We start from the raw sequence: 12325 nt of genomic DNA on the forward strand, positions 1-12325 counted from the left end.
CTCAGCCTCCCTGGACCGCGGTGAGGATCTCCACCCGGTCGGCGTTCCTGACGGGGGTCGCGGCCCAGTCCGCGCGCGGCACCACCTCGTCGTTCACCGCCACCGCGACGCCGCGTCCGGCCGCGGTGAAGCGCGTCACGGCCGTCTCGACGGTCGCGTCCTCGGGCAGGTCCTGTTCCTGGCCGTTGATCGTCACTCTCATCTGCTGTCTCCGGTGGGGGCGAATCGGGCGGCGCCGAACGGTCGGATCGCCTCGGGCGGCTCCTTGCCCTCCAGCAGGTCCGCGACGGCGTCGGCGGTCAGGGGGGTGAGCAGGATGCCGTTGCGGAAGTGGCCGGTGGCCGCCAGCAGGCCGTCGGGGCCCGCGAAGCCGAGGATCGGGGAGTTGTCGGGGGAGCCGGGCCGGAAGGAGGCGCTGACCTCCTTGAACTCCAGCTCGGTGACGCCGGGGAAGAGCGTGCGGGCGTCGCGCAGCAGCTCCCACAGGCCGCCCGCGGTGACCCGGGAGTCGAAGCCCAGCTCCTCCTGGGTGGCGCCGACGACCAGCTCGCCGTCCGGGCGCGGCACCAGGTACATCGAGAAGCCGCGCACCAGGCCGCGGGTGGCGCGGGTGAGGAAGGGATAGGGGCTGTGCAGCCGCAGGATCTGGCCCTTCACCGGGCGGACGGGCAGGTCCGCCAGCTCCGCCGACCAGCTCCCGGCCGCCACGACGACGCGTTCGGCGGCCAGGACGTCCCCGTCCTCCAGCCGCACGCCGCGCACCGCGCCGCCCTCGACGACGATCTCGCGGACCCGCCGCCGCACGATCGGGACGTCCTCGCAGGCGGCGAGCAGGGCCCGCACCACCCGCCTGGGGTCGACGGAGCCGTCGTCGGGGGCGAGGATGCCGCCCCGCACGGACGGCGCGAGCATCGGCTCCAGCCTGCGGCACTCCCGTCCGGTGAGCAGCTCGGTGCGCAGCCCCAGCGACTCCTGGAAGCGGTGCTGGTCGGTGAGGAAGGCCAGGTCGTCGGTGTCGTAGGCGACCGAGAGGTTGCCCTCCTTGCGGTAGCCGATGTCGATCCCGGTGCGTTCGGCGAGCTCCGCGGCGAACTCCGGGTAGCGGTCGCGGGAGTCCAGGCCGAGGCGGAGCTGCTGCTCCTCGCCGTACTGCAGCTCTCCGACGGGTGTCAGCATCCCGGCGGCCACGTGGCTGGCGCCGCCTCCGGGCTCGGGGTCCACCAGGGTGACCGGCAGTCCGCGCTGGGACGCCCGCCAGGCGATGCCGAGGCCGATGGCCCCCGCGCCGATGACCACGATCAAGTGTCGCTCCCTTCGCCGGCATGACCCGGATCAGGTTCTGGCGGTCGGGAGACGCGCTCCCCTCTCAGCCCGTACCGGGCTCCCGCGCTTCTTACGGGGCCAGCGTATGCCCTGAGCAGTGCTGATCGGATATCAGGGCATCCTGCGCCTGGGCGGGACCGGAGTGGAAGTTAGGGTGTCCTGCCAGGAGAACCGGCATCTCGGAGGACCGAATGGAACGCGTGATCGTGGTCGGGGGCGGCCTGGCCGGCGTGCGCGCCGTGGAAGCGCTGCGGGCCAAGGGCTTCGGCGGGCGGCTCACCCTGGTCGGCGCGGAGCCGCACCGCCCCTACGACCGTCCGCCGCTGTCGAAGGCCGTCCTGGCCGGGGAGCGCGACGACACCACGGTCGACGCGTCCTGGGACACGCTCGACTGCGAGCTGCTGCTGGGGCACCGCGCGACCGGGCTGCGCGTGCAGGACCGCGTCCTGGAGACCACCGCGGGCGAGCTGCCGTACGACGGCCTGGTGATCGCCACCGGCGCGGAGACCGTCCGGCTGCCGGGTCCGGGCCGCCAGCACGTGATCCGCACCATCGACGACGCGCTGGAGCTGCGCTCGCTGCTGGTCCCCGGCGCCCGCGTGGTGATCGTCGGCGCGGGCTGGATCGGCGCGGAGGCCGCCACGACGGCGGCGAAGCTGGGCTGCGAGGTGACCGTGCTGGAGGCCGCGCCCGCGCCGCTGGCCGTCGCGCTCGGGCCCGAGCTGGGCGCGCTGACCGTCCCCTGGTACGCCGAGGCGGGCGTCTCGCTGCGCTGCGGGGTCAAGGTCTCCTCGATCGAGGAGGGCGGGGTCGCGCTGGTGGACGGCGAGTTCCTGCCGGCCGACGCGGTGGTCGTCGGCATCGGCGTGCGGCCCTCGCTGGACTGGGTGAGCGGCCTGGAGACGGCGAACGGCGTGGTGGTGGACGCCTCGCTGCGCACCTCCCGGCCGGAGATCGTCGCGGTCGGCGACTGCGCGGCCTGGTGGTCCCACCGCTACGGCAGGCGGCTGCGGGTGGAGCACTGGGACGCGGCGCTCAACGCCCCGGAGGTGGCGGCGGCCACGCTGCTGGGCCAGGAGGCCGTCTACGACGACCCGCCGTACTTCTGGTCCGAGCAGTTCGGCCGGATGGTGCAGTACGCCGGGTACCACCAGGAGGCCGAGCGGATGGTCTTCCGGGGCGATCCGGAGAACGACAGGTCCTGGGCCGTGTTCTGGCTCACCGGCGACCTGCTGCAGGCCGTCCTGACGGTGGCCTCGCCGCGCGACTTCATGCAGTCGCGAAGGCTGCTGGCCGCGGGCGCCCCGGTGGACGCGGAGCGGCTCACAGACCCCTCGGTACCCGTGCGGAACGCGGTTCTGGCTGTTTCGTAGTCCCCGCGAGATGGTAGACACGGAAACGTGACGAAGACGCACGTTGACATCGATCCGGAACTTGATGCCCTGGTGGGCGAATGGCTCACTCTGACCCGAGCGGCCCAGGAGGCGGGACTCCCGGCGGGCAGGGTGAAGCAGTGGGTCAAGGAGGGCAAGCTGCTGGCCGCCTACCGGCAGGAGGGGGGCGGCCCGCAGGTCCCGGCCGCCTTCCTGGACCAGGGGCAGGTGGTCAAGGGACTGCCCGGCACCCTGACCCTGCTGTCGGACGCGGGGTATGACGTCACCGCCGCGCTGCGCTGGCTGTTCACCGCCGACGACACCCTGCCCGGCACCCCGATCCAGGCGCTCCGCGAGAACCGGGGCACCGAGATCCGCCGCAGGGCCCAGGCGCTGGCCTTCTGATGTCCCTGCTGACGACCGACCGGGCGGTGGCCCTGCGCCGCCGCCTGGACGCCGCCCGCCTCTACCTGTGCACCGACTCCCGGTCCGCCCGCGGCGATCTCCCCGAGTTCCTCGACGCCGTCCTGGCCGGCGGGGTGGACATCGTCCAGCTCCGGGAGAAGGGCATGGAGGCGCGGCACGAGATCGAGACGCTGGGGGTGTTCCGCGAGGCCTGCGACCGGCACGGCGCGCTGCTGGCGGTCAACGACCGCGCCGACGTGGCGTTCGCGGTGAAGGCCGACGTGCTGCACCTGGGCCAGGACGACCTGCCGGTGGAGGTGGCCCGGCACATCGTCGGCGAGGACATCCTCGTCGGCCGCTCCACCCACTCGGTGGAGCAGGCGGCCGCGGCCGCCGTGGAGCCGGGCGTGGACTACTTCGTGGTGGGCCCGGTGTGGCCCACGGCCACCAAGCCCGGCCGTCCGGCGGCGGGCCTGGAGCCGGTCTCCTCGGCGGTGGGCGCCACCCGGCCCTGGTTCGCCATCGGCGGGATCGACGCGGGCAACCTCGACCAGGTGCTGGCCGCCGGCGCCACCAGGGCGGTGGTGGTCCGGGCGCTGACCGAGGCGCCCGACCCGGGCCGGGCCGCGCGGGAGCTGGCCGACCGTCTGCGCGGGCGATAATGGGAGGCATGGACTCCAAGCCACCGGGCGCCCGGCCGCCGGAGCGCCCCCTGCTGCCCGACCGCACGTCCGACGAGCAGGACTCGGGCTGGGACTGGCGGGAGGACGCCGGCAACGACGACAGGCTGAGTGAGGACGTGCCTCCGCACTGGTGATCCCGAACGCCTGAGAGACAGGGCGGAATGCTGATATGTATGCATTCCGCCCTATCCCTCAGGCCGGAGTGTGCGCAGGTGCAGACCAAACAGGTACAGAACAGGCCCGACACGCCCCTGCGCCCCGGCGACCCCAGCCGCGTGGGCGGCTACGTGCTGACCGGGCGGCTCGGCGAGGGCGGCCAGGGCGTGGTCTACCTGGCCCGCGACCGCGAGGGCGCGGTGGTGACGATCAAGCTCATCAAGGGCGGCGCCGCCGCGGGGACCAGGGCGCGCTCGCGCTTCACCAAGGAGGCGGCCGCCGCGCGCCGGGTGCAGGCCCCGCAGGTCGCCCGCATCCTGGACGCCCGCGTCACCGGGGACCGCCCCTTCATCGTCAGCGAGTACGTGCGCGGCCGCACCCTCCAGGAGGCCGTGGCCGCCGACGGGCCGCTGCGCGGGGCCGAGCTGCACAAGACGGCGCTGCGCACCGCCGCCGCGCTCACCGCGATCCACAAGGCCGAGATCGTGCACCGGGACTTCAAGCCCGGCAACGTGATGCTCGGGCCGCGCGGCGCCAAGGTGATCGACTTCGGGGTGGCCCGGATGCTGGACGGCGACACCCCGATGACCTCCCACCCCGTGGGCACCCCCGCCTACATGTCCCCCGAGCAGATCGAGGACCTGCCGGTGGGGCCCAAGTCCGACGTCTTCTCCTGGGGCGCGACCATGGTCTACGCCGCCACCGGGCGCCCGCCCTTCGGCGGCGGCACCAACGCCGCGGTCATGCGCCGCATCACCGACCGGGAACCGGACCTGGGCGCGCTGCGCGGCAGCCTGCGCGGCCTGGTCGCCCGCTGCCTGGACAAGGAGCCCGCCGCCCGGCCGACCGCGGCGGAGGTCGCCCGGTTCCTGCGGGCGGAGGCCGCGCCCCCGGTCCGCAAGGCGGCGAAGGTGCCGCGCTACCGGTCGAGCATGATGATCGCGCTGGGCGCGGTGATGACGCTCGGCTTCGTCCTGGGGCTGATGATCAGCGGCTGAGGCCTCAGCGCCGGTGCGTCAGCGCCGTCAGGGTGGCGGTGCTGCCGTCGGGGGCCAGGTGGATGGCCGGCCGGTCGTCGGAGGGGGCGAACCCCTCCTGGGTGTAGAACGTCAGCACCGGCTCGTCCGTCGAGCGCACGTGCAGCCAGACCTGCTGGGCGGAGTGCCTGGCGTAGGCGCGGTCCAGCAGGGCCCGCAGGAGCATGCGGGCCAGCCCGTCGCCCCGCCACTCGTGGGACAGGGCGACGCGCCGCAGCTCTATCCGGGGGGAGCCGACCCCGCCCAGGATCGCGAACCCCACGGTCTGGTTGCGGATCTCCGCGACGAGGTGCTCCTGCGCGGGGTCCTCGAAGACCTGCTCGTGCCAGGCGCGCCCGGTCTCGCCGCTCCAGGTGACGCTGCGCAGGGTGTCCCGGTGCTCGTCGAGCGCCGCCACCCGGGCGAGTTCGGATCTGTTCGTCGGCCTGATAGTGAACACACTTCAGATTTAGCACATGGCGGCGAGTCGCGCAGGCTCGGTGATCATCGGCCAGTGCCCGGTGGGCAGCTCCAGGAAGGTCCACTCCGGGCCCGCCAGCTCCGCGAACACCGGCGCGGTGCCGATCATGGACCGGACGGCGGCGAGCGGGATCGTGCAGCAGATCATCGTCTTGGGCAGCGCGGGCCGCTCCTCGGGGCGGACGAGGGGCTGCGTCGCCGCGCCGAACGGCTCGGGGGTGGCGTGCGCGAGGACGTGCGCGCGCTGCTCGCCGGTGAACCCGGCGTCCGCGAAGTCCGGCACCGGGATGGTGAAGCCGTCGCCCACCGCCGCCCGGACCGCGGCCTGCTCCTCCGGCTCCTGGAAGTCGATCTGCGCCATGCCCGACGGGAGCGGCGCGGTGTCGACGTACACGACGCGGGCCAGCCGCTCGGGGATGCGGTCGGCCACCGCGGTGACCGGCAGCGACGCGCCGCTGTGGCCGACGAGCACGACGCCGCTCCGGTCGCCGATGACGTCCAGGATGTCCTGGGCGTGGGTGTCCACGCCGACCTCGGGGGAGGCCTCCGACGCGCGCTCGGCCAGGCCGGTGAGCGTGACCGGCAGGACCTCGTGGCCCTGCCCGCGCAGCTCCGCCGCGACCGCGTCCCACGCCCACGCGCCGAGCCAGAAACCGGGGACCAGAACGTAAGTCGCCATCTTTTACAACCTCTTCCTTGGTTTTCGCCGCCCTGCCTTCAGGCGCTGAACCGAAGGTAAGGTCATTACCGGACAGAACCTGTCCGGAAAAGAGGTGTGTTCCGTGTCACATCCCACGACCCGGGTGCTGACCATGCTGGAACTGCTCCAGGCGCACCACCGGATGGGCGGGGCCGACCTGGCCGAGCGGCTCGGCGTGGACGAGCGGACCGTCCGGCGGTACGCGCGTCGGCTCGACGAACTGGGCATCCCGGTCATCGCCGAACGCGGCAGGTACGGCGGCTACCGGCTGATGCCCGGCTTCAAGCTGCCGCCGCTGATGCTGAACGACGACGAGGCGACGGCGACGGTGCTCGGCCTGCTGGCCGCGCGGCGGCTCGGCCTGGCGGCGACGGCGGCGGAGGCCGCGCTCGCCAAGGTGAGCCGGGTGCTCCCCACCGCGCTGGGCGAGCGGGTGGAGGCGCTGCGCGAGACCCTCGGGTTCACGCTCGCCGAACGGCAGGCGGTCACCCCGGACGCGGACAAGGTGCTCGGCCTGGCCGCGGCCGTACGGGGGCGGCGGCGCGTGATGCTGCGGTACCGCTCGCACCAGGGCGCGGAGACGGAACGCGAACTTGACGCCTACGGGATCGTGTTCCATTCCGGCCGCTGGTACGTGACGGGGCACGACCACCGCTCGGCCGAGACGCGCACCTTCCGGGTGGACAGGGTCCTCGCGGTGACCCCCGGGACGGCCACCTACGAGATCCCCTCGGACGCCGACCCCGTCCAGCACGTCACGCGGTCACTGGCGAACGTGCCCTACACGCATCAGGTCGAAGTGGTCCTGCACGCGCCTCTGGAAGAGCTGAGGAGACGTATCCCGCCGTCGATGGGCCAGTTGTCCGCGGTCGAGGGGGGAACGCTCCTACAGACCCGTGCGGACTCCCTGGACGGCATGGCGGTCATGCTGGCAGGGCTCGGAGGCCGTTTCACCGTCCGGGAGCCCCGGGAACTGGAGGACGCCGTACGGAGGCTGGCGGCGACCCTGCTGGAGAGCGTCACCACCACAACCAGCCCAGCCAGTCCCGCTTGAAGTTCCGCCGGACCCTCTCGAGGGTCTCGGTGCGCTTCTCCGGCTCCCGGGCCGCCCAGCCCTGCTCGTGGAGCCTCTTCAGCTCCTTGCGCAGGACGCGTTTCACCTTCCTGGAGTCACTCCACGTCCCGACCCTCCCGACCTTCGCGACGAACTCCTCCTCCGGGTCGGGGCCGCGCAGGATCTCCAGCATCCGACCGAGCGCGGCCTGGTCGCCGAGGGAGACCAGCCGGGACAGCGCGCTCCCGCAGACCGCCGGATCGGGGGAGTCCAGCAGGCGCGGCAGCAGGGCGTCGATCTGCGGCTGCGGGTCGAAGGACCACACCAGCCTCTCGGCGGCCTCGAGCCGCACCTGGCGCGCCGGATGCTCCAGCAGGTCCGTCAGCACGGCGATGACGCGCTCGCGGGTGACGGGGTTGAAACCGCGCCACATGTGCATGTGGGCCAGCGAGTACAGGATGCCCGCCGCCGCCTCGGGGACCTGGTTCCGCAGGATCCACAGGTACTCCTCCAGCACCCGCTCGCCCAGCCGGGCGTCGTCGATGGAATCGAGTACCGCCACCGCGCCGACGACCACCCCCGGGTGGGGATGGCGGAGGAAGACGATGACCTCGTCGGCGGCCTCGAACACCGCGAAGAACTCGTAGGTGTCGAGCAGGACCTCCAGGACGGCCGGGTCGTGCCGCCACCGGGGGAACAACGCGCGCAGGAACGGCTCGAGCGCGGGATCGTCCTCGTTGCTCAGGGCGTCGATCGCGGCCATGGCCTGCCGCGGGTCATCGCTCCGGCAGGCGGTCAGGACCTCCTGGAAATGCGGGTTCCGCGTTTTCAGGGGAAGTTTCTGGGCGTCCACACGTCACCTTCGTCTCGGGTCCGGTGGCGGGGGACGTCCCGTATGACGCGTACCGCGCGACGGAGGTTCCCGCGCGGCCCGGGGGAGAGAGTCCGGGCCGCGCGGGAAGACGGGGTCAGCGGACGGGCCGCTTGTAGACCGCGACGGCGCAGGCGCTGCCGAGGCCGATGTTGTGCTGCAGGGCGACCTGCGCGCCCTCGACCTGGCGGGCGTCGGCCTTGCCGCGCAGCTGCCAGGTCAGCTCGGCGCACTGGGCGATGCCGGTCGCGCCCAGCGGGTGGCCCTTGGAGATGAGGCCGCCGGAGGGGTTGACGACCCACTTGCCGCCGTAGGTGGTGGCCTGGGCGTCGATGAGCTTGTGCGCCTCGCCGATCCCGGCCATGCCCAGCGCCTCGTAGGTGATGAGCTCGTTGGCGCTGAAGCAGTCGTGCAGCTCGATGACGTCGACGTCGTCGATGGAGACCTCGGCCTCGTCCATGGCCTTCTTCGCCGCCCGCTGGGAGCAGCCGAAGCCGACCACGTTGATGGAGGACTTGTCCTCGAAGCTGTCGGGGGTGTCGGTGGAGATGTACTGGCCGGCGATCTCGATCGCCCGGTCCCACAGGTCGTGCTCGTCGACGAACCGCTCGCTCGCCACGATCGCGGCGGCGGCGCCGTCGGAGGTGGGGGAGCACTGCAGCTTGGTCAGCGGCTCGAAGATCATCGGAGCGTTCTGGATCTGCTCCAGGGTGTACTCGTCCTGGAACTGGGCGTAGGGGTTGTTGGTGGAGTGCTTGTGGTTCTTCCACCCGATCCACGCGAAGTGCTCGAGCTTGGAGCCGTACTTCTCCATGTGCTCGCGGCCGGCGTTGCCGAACATCTGCGGCATCGGCGCCGCGGCCTCCCAGCCGCCGCGGCCCTCGACCATCGCCCGCAGGTGGTGGTCGATGATGGTGACCTTGGAGTTCTCCATGCCCGCGCCCAGCGAGCCCTTCTGCATCTTCTCCATGCCCAGGGCGAGCGTGCAGTCGGCCAGGCCGCCGCGGATCGCGTTGCGCGCCAGGAACAGCGCGGACGAGCCCGTCGCGCAGGCGTTGGCGACCGTCATCACCGGGATGCCGGTCATCCCCGTCTCGTACAGGGCGCGCTGGCCCATCGAGCCGTACATCGAACCGGCGTAGGCCTGCTCGACCTTGTCGTAGGCGATCCCCGCGTCCGCCAGGGCCTTGCCCACGGCCTCCTTGGCCATGTCCGGGTACTCCCAGTCCCGGGAACCCGGCTTCTCGAACTTGGTCATCCCGACCCCGACCACGAACACCCGACCGGCCATGCGCTCACTCCTCGATTGCGGTCACCCGATCCCGAAACGGACTCGGCCACCGAGCATAGGGTTATAAGGAAGCACTTGCTTGGTCGGGGTCCCGGCGGCCGGGACTACCGGCGGCGCCCGCCCGCGCCATAATCTGGCACGACCATGGAACTCCCCCGGCGGCTCGGCCCGTACCGACCGCTGGAGCATCTCGGCTCCGGCGGGATGGGCGAGGTGTACCTGGCCCGCGCCCCCGACGGCACGCTCCTGGCGGTCAAGACGATCCGCGCCGACCTGCTGGACCGCCCCGCCCTGCGCGTCCGGATGCGCCGCGAGGCCGAGGCCCTCGCCCGGGTGCGCGGCGACCACCTGGCCGAACTCGTCGGCCACGACCTGGACGCCGACCCGCCGTATCTGGCCACCCGCTACGTCCAGGGCCGCTCGCTGAAGGACGTCGTCGCCGACGAGGGCCCGCTGCCGCCCGCCACGCTCTGGCGGCTCGCCGACGGCCTCGCCCGCGCCCTGGCGAGCGTGCACCGCGCCGGGTACCTGCACCGCGACCTGAAACCCGCCAACGTCATGCTGGACGACGGCTCACCCGTCGTCATCGACTTCGGCATCAGCCACGCCCTCGACGAGACCCGCCTCACCCGCCACGGCCGCGCCAGCGGCACACCCGCCTACATGGCGCCCGAACTCGTCGCGGAAGGACGCGCCGGGCCCGCGGGGGACGTCTACTCGTGGGCCGCGACGGTCACCCACGCCGCCACCGGCCGCGACGCCCAGTGGTCGGCCCTGCCGCCCGCGGCCCTCGCCCGCGTCCTTTTCTCCGCCGAGGACGTCTCCCAGGAGCTGCGCGACCTCCTGGACGCCGCCTTCGCCCCCGACCCCGCCGACCGGCCCACGGCCGAAGACCTGCTGTCCCGCCTCGCGCCCCTCGCACCCGCGCGCGGTGCGGACCTGCACCTGGACCACCCGCACGACCCCGGCGCGACCTCGGTGACCCTCACCCTCCCGGGCCCCCGCCGCGTCACCCTCGAGCTTCCTCCCGGCACGGAACCGGGTGCGACCCTCTGCTTTCCGCACCAAGGACGTTCAGGACGCAACGGAGGGGAACCGGGGAGTCTCTATCTGCGCTTGGTCTCGCCGAAGAGTTCTCTGCATGAGGTAACCGAATCTGCCTCTGTGCGTTCGGAGAAGCGGCGATCCAAGCATATATTTTTGTTGATCCCGGTTTTGTTTGCTTTTGGGGCGTCCGTTTTCTTTTCTCAGATTTATTCTGCGACTGATGCCGAGAAGGAGGAAGGGGCGGAGAAGGCGCCTTCGGTTACCGTAAGGCCGTCGGTTCTGTATGCGCGCGTTCCGAAGAGCTGTCAGCTCTTGGATCTGGCCAGCGTGCAGGGCCTCGTGCCAGGGGCTAAAATTCCGGTTCCGAGTAGAGAAACCGCCCGATTGAGTTCCTGTGACATATACGCAGGGGGGCGAGGGCTGCATATCCGCTTGTCTGCTGTTGGGGTGGAGCCTTATGCGGGAGCGCTTGAAGAGGCTGAACGCATCTTCCAACTGGGCTTGGACGACGTTGAAGAGAGCCCCTACTCGCAGGTGGTATCTAGAGACCTTGGCCTGGGTGACCGATCATTCTCTTATATGAGTAGAGAAGGGCCGACCCCTTCTGGAGCGAATCCAGATTCTGCTGGTAGCGACTATGAGATTATGGGGATAGAAGCGCTCGTTGGAAACGTTGGCGTGAAAGTGATTCTTTATAAGGAATCGAAAGGGCATGTTATGGCCGCAAGCCAAGAAATGCTGCGAGAGCGCCTTAGGGGATTGGCCGGTGAGGTTGTCGCTGACTTTCCGGGCCAGGCAGTAGAGGTGACCCGTGTTCCTTGACTGAACTCAGACGCGGCGGGCAGTGGCGGCGACGGTGAGGTCGGTGAGAGCAACGCGAGCCTCGTCGGTGATCTGAACCTCGCCGAGGGCCTTGTACGCCTCAGAAGCGAAGTCCTCGATGAGGGATTCGCAGCTTTCCAGCGCCTTGGTCTCCACGAGGATCGCGCGCAGCCTCTCCACCCCTTCGAGGTCGAGCGCGGGGTCACCGAGGTGCTCGTCGAGGACTTCACGCTGAGTTGCGTCGGCCTCCTGGTAGGCCAGGGCGATCAGCGCGGTGCGCTTGCCCTCGCGGAGGTCGTCACCGGCGGGCTTGCCCGTCTCAGCCGGGTCGCCGAAGACACCGAGGACGTCGTCGCGGAGCTGGAAGGCCGCGCCCAGGGGCAGGCCGTAGGCGGACAGCGCGTCGAGGTGCTCCTGGGAGGCCCCGGCCATGGCCGCGCCCAGGTGGAGCGGACGCTCGATCGTGTACTTGGCGCTCTTGTACTTGACCACCCGCAGGGCGGACTCGACGTCGCCGGTGCCGCGCGCCTGCTCGAGCATGTCGAGGTACTGGCCGCACATGACCTCGGAGCGCATGATGTCGTAGATCGGGCGCCCGGCGCTCAGCGCCTCCTGGGGGAGGCCGCTGCTGTCGAACATCTCGCCGCACCAGGACAGGGCGAGGTCGCCGAGCAGGATCGCGGCGCCGGTGCCGAAGGCCTCGGCTCCGCCGGGCCAGCCCTCACTGCGGTGCATGGCCTCGAACTTGCGGTGGGCCGCCGGCTGGCCGCGCCGGGTGTCGCTGCCGTCCATGACGTCGTCGTGGATCAGGGCGCTGGCCTGGAGGAGCTCCAGGGAGGCGGCGGCCGTCAGGGCCTCCGGGCGGTCCGCGCCGCCCGCTCCGCGCCAGCCCCAGTAGCAGAAGGCCGGACGCAGGCGCTTCCCACCGGACAACAGGGAGTCCAGGGCCCCGAGCAGGGGAGCGAGGTCCTCGGTGATCGCGAGCAGAACGGGACGCTGCCGATCAACGAAGGCGTAAAGGGCCTCATCGACCTCTTTGCGGACACGGCTCGAAGTCATGCGCGCCAGCCTAATGGCGAACGATCGATTTCTGTACCTTTGGGT

General features: G+C 71.5%; 14 protein-coding genes and 1 riboswitch. Of the genes, 7 read left to right on the forward strand and 7 right to left on the reverse strand.

Annotated features, from left to right (window positions below; translation table 11 throughout):
- Nucleotide 1 precedes the first annotated feature (1 nt).
- Nucleotides 2-202: a sulfur carrier protein ThiS gene (gene thiS / locus C2865_RS11855; protein WP_106398386.1), complete on the reverse strand. Its 201-nt coding sequence runs from the start codon at nt 200-202 to the stop codon at nt 2-4.
- Nucleotides 199-1302 carry a glycine oxidase ThiO gene (gene thiO / locus C2865_RS11860; RefSeq protein WP_198653201.1) on the reverse strand — a complete coding sequence of 368 codons (1104 nt, stop codon included), beginning with the start codon at nt 1300-1302 and terminating at the stop codon, nt 199-201. The genes thiS and thiO overlap by 4 nt, the downstream gene beginning before the upstream one ends.
- Nucleotides 1293-1398, reverse strand: a riboswitch (TPP riboswitch). (Overlaps the previous gene by 10 nt.)
- 116 nt (nt 1399-1514) lie before the next feature.
- Here thiO and C2865_RS11865 point away from each other — a divergent pair.
- The 5 genes from C2865_RS11865 to C2865_RS11880 all read left to right on the forward strand — a co-directional run bounded on the left by C2865_RS11865 (nt 1515) and on the right by C2865_RS11880 (nt 4938).
- Complete coding sequence (locus tag C2865_RS11865; RefSeq protein ID WP_106398387.1) at nt 1515-2696, forward strand: NAD(P)/FAD-dependent oxidoreductase; 1182 nt, start codon at nt 1515-1517, stop codon at nt 2694-2696.
- Nucleotides 2697-2723: 27 nt separating this feature from the next.
- The gene (locus C2865_RS11870) at nt 2724-3101 is read left to right on the forward strand and encodes an Rv2175c family DNA-binding protein (protein ID WP_157963668.1); all 378 of its coding nucleotides are present in this window, start codon (nt 2724-2726) and stop codon (nt 3099-3101) included.
- On the forward strand, nt 3101-3763 hold the full coding sequence (gene thiE / locus C2865_RS11875; RefSeq protein ID WP_106398388.1) for a thiamine phosphate synthase: 663 nt from the start codon (nt 3101-3103) through the stop codon (nt 3761-3763). Before C2865_RS11870 ends, thiE begins: the two co-directional genes overlap by 1 nt.
- Nucleotides 3764-3771: 8 nt before the next feature.
- Nucleotides 3772-3918, forward strand: a complete 147-nt coding sequence (locus tag C2865_RS39335; RefSeq protein WP_157963669.1) for a hypothetical protein — start codon at nt 3772-3774, stop codon at nt 3916-3918.
- Between the two features lie 78 nt (nt 3919-3996).
- Nucleotides 3997-4938: a serine/threonine-protein kinase gene (locus C2865_RS11880; protein WP_232835534.1), complete on the forward strand. Its 942-nt coding sequence runs from the start codon at nt 3997-3999 to the stop codon at nt 4936-4938.
- 4 nt (nt 4939-4942) lie between these two features.
- Here the strand turns inward: C2865_RS11880 and C2865_RS11885 are convergent, their stop codons facing one another.
- Together C2865_RS11885 and C2865_RS11890 are read right to left on the reverse strand one after the other, a co-directional pair.
- Nucleotides 4943-5416, reverse strand: a complete 474-nt coding sequence (locus C2865_RS11885) for a GNAT family N-acetyltransferase (RefSeq protein ID WP_106398390.1) — start codon at nt 5414-5416, stop codon at nt 4943-4945.
- A 9-nt stretch (nt 5417-5425) separates the two neighbouring features.
- The gene (locus C2865_RS11890; RefSeq protein ID WP_106398391.1) at nt 5426-6115 is read right to left on the reverse strand and encodes an alpha/beta fold hydrolase; all 690 of its coding nucleotides are present in this window, start codon (nt 6113-6115) and stop codon (nt 5426-5428) included.
- 103 nt (nt 6116-6218) lie between these two features.
- On the opposite strand from C2865_RS11890, the gene C2865_RS11895 reads away from it, so the two are divergent.
- Nucleotides 6219-7190, forward strand: a complete 972-nt coding sequence (locus tag C2865_RS11895; protein WP_106398392.1) for a helix-turn-helix transcriptional regulator — start codon at nt 6219-6221, stop codon at nt 7188-7190.
- On the opposite strand, the gene C2865_RS11900 is transcribed toward C2865_RS11895, so the two are convergent.
- Nucleotides 7156-8043: a HEAT repeat domain-containing protein gene (locus C2865_RS11900; RefSeq protein ID WP_106398393.1), complete on the reverse strand. Its 888-nt coding sequence runs from the start codon at nt 8041-8043 to the stop codon at nt 7156-7158. The two genes, C2865_RS11895 and C2865_RS11900, sit on opposite strands and share 35 nt — an antisense overlap.
- A gap of 115 nt (nt 8044-8158) precedes the next feature.
- Nucleotides 8159-9352 carry a lipid-transfer protein gene (locus C2865_RS11905; RefSeq protein ID WP_106398394.1) on the reverse strand — a complete coding sequence of 398 codons (1194 nt, stop codon included), beginning with the start codon at nt 9350-9352 and terminating at the stop codon, nt 8159-8161.
- Between the two features lie 144 nt (nt 9353-9496).
- Between C2865_RS11905 and C2865_RS11910 the strand changes: the two genes are divergently transcribed.
- Nucleotides 9497-11221, forward strand: a complete 1725-nt coding sequence (locus C2865_RS11910) for a protein kinase domain-containing protein (RefSeq protein ID WP_106398395.1) — start codon at nt 9497-9499, stop codon at nt 11219-11221.
- 6 nt (nt 11222-11227) lie between these two features.
- Here the strand turns inward: C2865_RS11910 and C2865_RS11915 are convergent, their stop codons facing one another.
- On the reverse strand, nt 11228-12280 hold the full coding sequence (locus C2865_RS11915) for a polyprenyl synthetase family protein (protein ID WP_106398396.1): 1053 nt from the start codon (nt 12278-12280) through the stop codon (nt 11228-11230).
- Between the last annotated feature and the right edge of the window lie 45 nt (nt 12281-12325).

Source organism: Actinocorallia populi, assembly GCF_002995495.1.
GTDB lineage: Bacteria > Actinomycetota > Actinomycetes > Streptosporangiales > Streptosporangiaceae > Actinocorallia > Actinocorallia populi.

Bases quoted from the DNA above. Each gene is read 5' to 3' on its own strand.
- C2865_RS11890 (WP_106398391.1), bottom strand. From the start codon at position 6,115: ATGGCGACTTACGTTCTGGTCCCCGGTTTCTGGCTCGGCGCGTGGGCG.
- thiE (WP_106398388.1), top strand. From the start codon at position 3,101: ATGTCCCTGCTGACGACCGACCGGGCGGTGGCCCTGCGCCGCCGCCTG.
- C2865_RS39335 (WP_157963669.1), top strand. From the start codon at position 3,772: ATGGACTCCAAGCCACCGGGCGCCCGGCCGCCGGAGCGCCCCCTGCTG.
- C2865_RS11910 (WP_106398395.1), top strand. From the start codon at position 9,497: ATGGAACTCCCCCGGCGGCTCGGCCCGTACCGACCGCTGGAGCATCTC.
- C2865_RS11905 (WP_106398394.1), bottom strand. From the start codon at position 9,352: ATGGCCGGTCGGGTGTTCGTGGTCGGGGTCGGGATGACCAAGTTCGAG.
- C2865_RS11865 (WP_106398387.1), top strand. From the start codon at position 1,515: ATGGAACGCGTGATCGTGGTCGGGGGCGGCCTGGCCGGCGTGCGCGCC.
- thiS (WP_106398386.1), bottom strand. From the start codon at position 202: ATGAGAGTGACGATCAACGGCCAGGAACAGGACCTGCCCGAGGACGCG.
- C2865_RS11915 (WP_106398396.1), bottom strand. From the start codon at position 12,280: ATGACTTCGAGCCGTGTCCGCAAAGAGGTCGATGAGGCCCTTTACGCC.